General features: G+C 33.7%; 6 protein-coding genes. 4 read left to right on the top strand and 2 right to left on the bottom strand.

The features are described 5' to 3' along the window. The first annotated feature begins 260 nt into the window (after window positions 1-260). The 3 genes from AB4Y90_RS15585 (at window position 261) to AB4Y90_RS15575 (ending at window position 2042) form a co-directional block, all read left to right on the top strand. Window positions 261-623 carry a DUF2200 domain-containing protein gene (locus AB4Y90_RS15585; RefSeq protein WP_441558492.1) on the top strand — a complete coding sequence of 121 codons (363 nt, stop codon included), beginning with the start codon at window positions 261-263 and terminating at the stop codon, window positions 621-623. A gap of 14 nt (window positions 624-637) precedes the next feature. Beyond that, the gene (locus tag AB4Y90_RS15580) at window positions 638-1075 is read left to right on the top strand and encodes a DUF1801 domain-containing protein (RefSeq protein WP_441558490.1); all 438 of its coding nucleotides are present in this window, start codon (window positions 638-640) and stop codon (window positions 1073-1075) included. Between the two features lie 202 nt (window positions 1076-1277). After that, a complete protein-coding gene (locus AB4Y90_RS15575) occupies window positions 1278-2042 on the top strand; it encodes a DUF3575 domain-containing protein (RefSeq protein WP_441558489.1) in 765 nt (254 codons plus the stop codon). A gap of 60 nt (window positions 2043-2102) precedes the next feature. On the opposite strand, the gene AB4Y90_RS15570 is transcribed toward AB4Y90_RS15575, so the two are convergent. Then, entirely contained in the window at window positions 2103-2315 is a 213-nt protein-coding gene (locus tag AB4Y90_RS15570) for a hypothetical protein (RefSeq protein ID WP_265429672.1), read from the bottom strand. 376 nt (window positions 2316-2691) lie between these two features. Between AB4Y90_RS15570 and AB4Y90_RS15565 the strand changes: the two genes are divergently transcribed. Next, window positions 2692-3018 carry a hypothetical protein gene (locus AB4Y90_RS15565; protein WP_441558486.1) on the top strand — a complete coding sequence of 109 codons (327 nt, stop codon included), beginning with the start codon at window positions 2692-2694 and terminating at the stop codon, window positions 3016-3018. A 17-nt stretch (window positions 3019-3035) separates the two neighbouring features. On the opposite strand, the gene AB4Y90_RS15560 is transcribed toward AB4Y90_RS15565, so the two are convergent. Continuing rightward, complete coding sequence (locus AB4Y90_RS15560) at window positions 3036-4793, bottom strand: ABC transporter ATP-binding protein (RefSeq protein WP_441558484.1); 1758 nt, start codon at window positions 4791-4793, stop codon at window positions 3036-3038. Window positions 4794-4884 lie beyond the last annotated feature (91 nt).

Raw genomic sequence — 4884 nt, 5'->3', positions numbered from 1 at the left:
GCATCTATACTTTAATAACGAAGAATATTTTGACCGCAATTTACAAATGCTTATGAATGCAATCAATGCATTGCCGTATTTTCTTCACAGGAAATATTTTTTAAAGAAAAAAGAATTGCTCTCTTTGATGAAAGATCTCGAAGAAAGTCAGCGCATAGAAAATGTTTCCTGATTTTTATAAAACATTCAGATTTTTTGAGTGTTTTTTTGTTTAATTTTAAAACTGATTGGAAATTTAAACTTAAACCATTTTTTAATAGATGAAAACCACACCTCAACATAATGAAAGAATTGCAAAAATGACCTTTTCATCGGTGTATCCGCATTATATTACAAAGGTCGAAAGCAAAGGCAGAACAATTGAAGAACTGCATCAGGTGATAGAATGGTTAACCGGTTTTGATGCAAAAAAACTACAGGAACTTATTGATGAGAAAGTCACATTTGAAACTTTTTTTAAACGGGCAAAGCTCAATCCTAATGCGCATCTTATAACCGGATTAATCTGCGGTTACCGAATTGAAGAGATTGAAAACCCTCTTACAAAACAGGCAAGATATTTAGACAAACTGGTCGACGAATTGGCAAAAGGGAAAAAGATGGAAAAGATTTTAAGACAATAATCTTCAGCAAAATTATGGCAAAAACAAAGACGACTTACACAGAAATAAGCATAACCGATTTTTTAGATTCTTATGTAGACAATGAGCAGAAAAAAGCCGACAGTTTACAATTGATAGAACTAATGAAAGAATGGTCTGATTCTGAGCCAAAAATGTGGGGTCCTTCAATTATCGGGTTTGGCAATTATCATTATAAATATGAAAGCGGACACGAAGGCGATGCTCCGGTTATCGGATTTTCGCCAAGAAAAGCAGCATTTTCACTTTACATTTATTCCGACACCGAAAAAAGTAAATTACTGTTACCCGATCTTGGAAAATTTAAAATGAGCAAAGCCTGTATTTATGTAAAAAAACTTTCCGACATTGATGTTTCTGTTTTGCGGGAACTGTGTCTGGAATCGATTAAATACATCAGCGAACATCATGAATGTTCTTGCAGGGCAAAATGAAGCAACCAAAATAACGGCAATCAAATTCATATCTGAAAAAATTCAACAAATTCACAAAAAATTAAAATTATTTTTATAAAATTTTCAACCGTTCTTATATTTTAGAACGGTTTTTGATTTAATGTTTTCGTAAACTTTTGTTCTTTCATTTGTCATCAGCATAATCGCTTTTATATTTATTTTTAATTAAAATTTTAAAGCAATGAAAAAACTGCTCCTTATCATCCCCTACTTCATTATTTCTGAAGCAACCGCACAGGAAATTACAAATTATGAAACCACAACGACTCCGGAAGATAAAATGAATATTATCAAAACCAATATTACGGGATATGCTTTCAGAAATATTAATTTATCATACGAAAGATCGATCAACCGCTGGTTTGCCATCAATGTAGGTTTCGGAACCGTTACAGAAGGTAAAGTCCCTTTTATGAATGCCTTTTTGAGTGATGAAGATGAGAAAGATTTCCAGAATCTTAAAATAAAGGCAACCAACTTTACGATCGAGCCAAGGTTTTACATTGGTGAAGGCTACGGAAAAGGATTTTATTTTGCACCTTATTACAGATATTCAAAAGTTTCTACAAATACTTTTGATTTTACTTATGACTACACTGCTTTTAATACCACCTTCCCGATTCCTTTAAAAGGTGTGGGAGATGCCGATGGAAACAGCGGCGGTTTGATGGTTGGAGCACAGTTTTTCCTGAATAAACAGCACAATTTTATTTTAGATTTCTGGATCGCCGGTGCACATTACGGATCAGGAAAAGGAGACTTCACCCTTACAAGTGATATCGTTCTCACTCCCGAAATGCAGGCTCAGCTGAAAAAAGAAATTGAAAATCTGGATGTTCCTTTTGTAGATTATACTGTAGAAACAAATGCCAATGGAGCCAGAGTGAAACTAGACGGACCTTGGGCAGGATTTAGAACTGGTTTTTCGTTGGGTTATAGATTCTGATATTTTTTARATTTCAGCATAAAAAAAGCGCTCCAGAAATTCTGAAGCGCTTTTAATATATTAGCTGTAGCATTCTTTAAATCTGGAAATCAGGTTATCCATCGTGTGTCTTTGTACATAAACCGTTTTCACATCCTCATATCTGGGAGATTTGTAAAACACTTCATGGAAATCCATACTTCCGTTGCCTACTTTTACAATTTTTTGAACTTCGATGTTCAATTTTTTCAATTCATCTTTTAAGACCTGAAATTCGTCTTGAATATTATTCATCTTACATTTTGTTTTAAGTTAGAAAATCATCATTTGTTTCACCATTTACCCCCTATTAAATTCAATAGAAGGCTAAATTTTTAATAAATTTAGCAAATATATTTAAACCAGCAATGGGGTTTGGAAACTTTTTAATGATTAATCTTAATTACAAAAACTATACCTAACTGTTTAGGTATTAATAGAAAGTAAATTTAATGTGAACTCAATGTTAACAAATGCAGATTTGATGGCACTTTTCATAATCGCTTCTTATTGAATCATTTAACTTCAATATAATTTAAAAAACTTTTTCTAAAACAAAAAAATTTTAAGGCAGATCAAAAAAAATTTAACCTTAAACAATTTTTATCATCAAAAAGAAAATAAAAACACTATGAATATCTTTAAAACTGTTTCTCTTTTAATTTTAACCGTCGTTTCAGTATCTATTTCTGCACAAAAAAATGAGCCGGTAATTTTAGAATTTAAAAAAGGAGATGAAAAATCTGATGCTTCACACCAAAACGAAAAAACAAAGTATTTTCTGCAGTTCGGAATCATGTCGAAAAAACACGACAGTTTTAAAGAAAAATACGGTGTACATGTAGTTTACGAAAACTGTGTGATCACAGAATTCATGGCAGAAAAAGCAAGAAAAAACAACCGTGAAGTTGCCCAATATTTAACCAAAAAATATGGTGACAGCTGGAAAAAGATTTAGAAATTATTCCTTTCGGATTATAAACTCTGCTTTTCTTCGGTCTCAACTTCGTGTCTCAGCTGCGCTTTGTATAAGGTAGCGTAATATCCGTTTTTATCCAGAAGCTCAAGATGTTTCCCTTCTTCTACGATCTTGCCGTGTTCCATCACAATGATTTTATCAGCCTTTTCGATGGTTGAAAGTCTGTGTGCAATGATAATTGAGGTTCTGTTTTTGGTAATTTTCTCAGTTGCTCTCTGAATCAGCTTTTCACTTTCGTGGTCGATCGAAGAAGTGGCTTCGTCCAATATTAAAATTTTCGGGTCAGATAAATAGGCTCTCAGAAACGACAAAAGCTGTCTCTGTCCCAATGAAATAGATGATCCTCTTTCGCTCACCACAAACTCGTAACCTCCCGGAAGGCTTTCGATAAAGTCATCAACTTCAATTTCTCTGGCGCCGGCTTTTATTTTTTCTAACGTTACTTCATCATCGCCAAAAGCAAGATTTTCGTAAATAGTTCCGTGGAAGAGAAAAACATCCTGCAAAACTACGCCAATATGACTTCTCAGATTATACAGTTCATAATTTTTCAACTCAACATCATCGATGAAAATTTCTCCTGAATTGATATCATACAATCTTGTAATCAAGCTGATGATGGTAGATTTTCCGGCTCCGGTTGCACCTACAATCGCCACAGTTTCTCCCGGATTTACTTTAAAATCGATACCTTTTAAAACTTCCTGCTTTTCGTCGTAAGCAAAACGTACGTTTTTAAATTCTATTTTTCCGTCGAAGTGATCTTTTTTTACAGTTCCCGTATTCGGCATTGCATAATCTTCATCCATTACGCCCAAAACTCTTTCTGCACCCACAATCCCGCGCTGAATATTGTTGAAACGGTCTGCAATCTGCCTCAAAGGACGAATCAGCATCGAAATAAACTGAATAAACGCAATCACAACACCGGCGCTGATGGTAATATAACCTCCGTAAAAAAGTACAAAACCTATAAACAAAGAAGAAATTAATTCAACAACAGGGAAAAACAGTGAGAAAATAAAAACCGTTCTCAGCAAAGCGCTTTTTAAAGTGATATTGATTTCATCAAATTTTTCAAACTCAGCTTTCTGCCTGTTAAAGACCTGGATAATTGGCATTCCCGCTAATCTTTCCTGTACAAATGAGTTTTGGTTGGAAGTCCAGCTTCTTTCATCACCAAAAGCTTTTTTTAATTTTTTCTGAAAAAATCTTGTAATAACAACCATCAAAGGTAAAATCGCAAGAGAAATATAACTCAGATGCACATCGACCTGGAACATCATAAACAACACGAAAATAATTCTCAGAACATCGCCAAAAACCATCAGAAAACCGTCTGTATAAACCGTTGCAATGGTTTCAACATCTCCAACCGCTCTTGTAACCAATTGTCCGATTGGTGTTTTATCGAAGAAAGCTGTTTTAAAATAAATCAGTTTGTTATAAAGCCTTTCACGTATATCTCTGATCACATTCTGCGAAATATAATTGGAAAAATAAACCAGAAAGAAATTTAAAACGGTTTCTGCAAAAACCAACCCTACCAAAACATAGATATGCTTCATCATCAAAGCTTTGTCCTTCAGCTTTGTGATGTCATTATCTACAATCTGCATTGTAAGATAAGGCCTGTAAGTAGAAACTACCGATAAAATAATAGAAATAATCAGGGTAAAAATAAACCAGCTACGAAACTTCATCCCAATGAAGAACAGCCTCTTTATAATTGCCCACGTATCTTGTTTTTTCATTATAGAAATTGACGTAAAGAATTAATTTGAAAAAATTCTCTGCAAAAATACGGCTTTAAAATTTTACAATCTTTACAAGTCTGTTAAATAG

The sequence above is a fragment of the Chryseobacterium sp. 2TAF14 genome (assembly GCF_052115105.1).
GTDB lineage: Bacteria > Bacteroidota > Bacteroidia > Flavobacteriales > Weeksellaceae > Chryseobacterium.
Note: the sequence above shows the minus strand (reverse complement) of the source record. Positions and strands in the feature narration are given on the sequence as shown.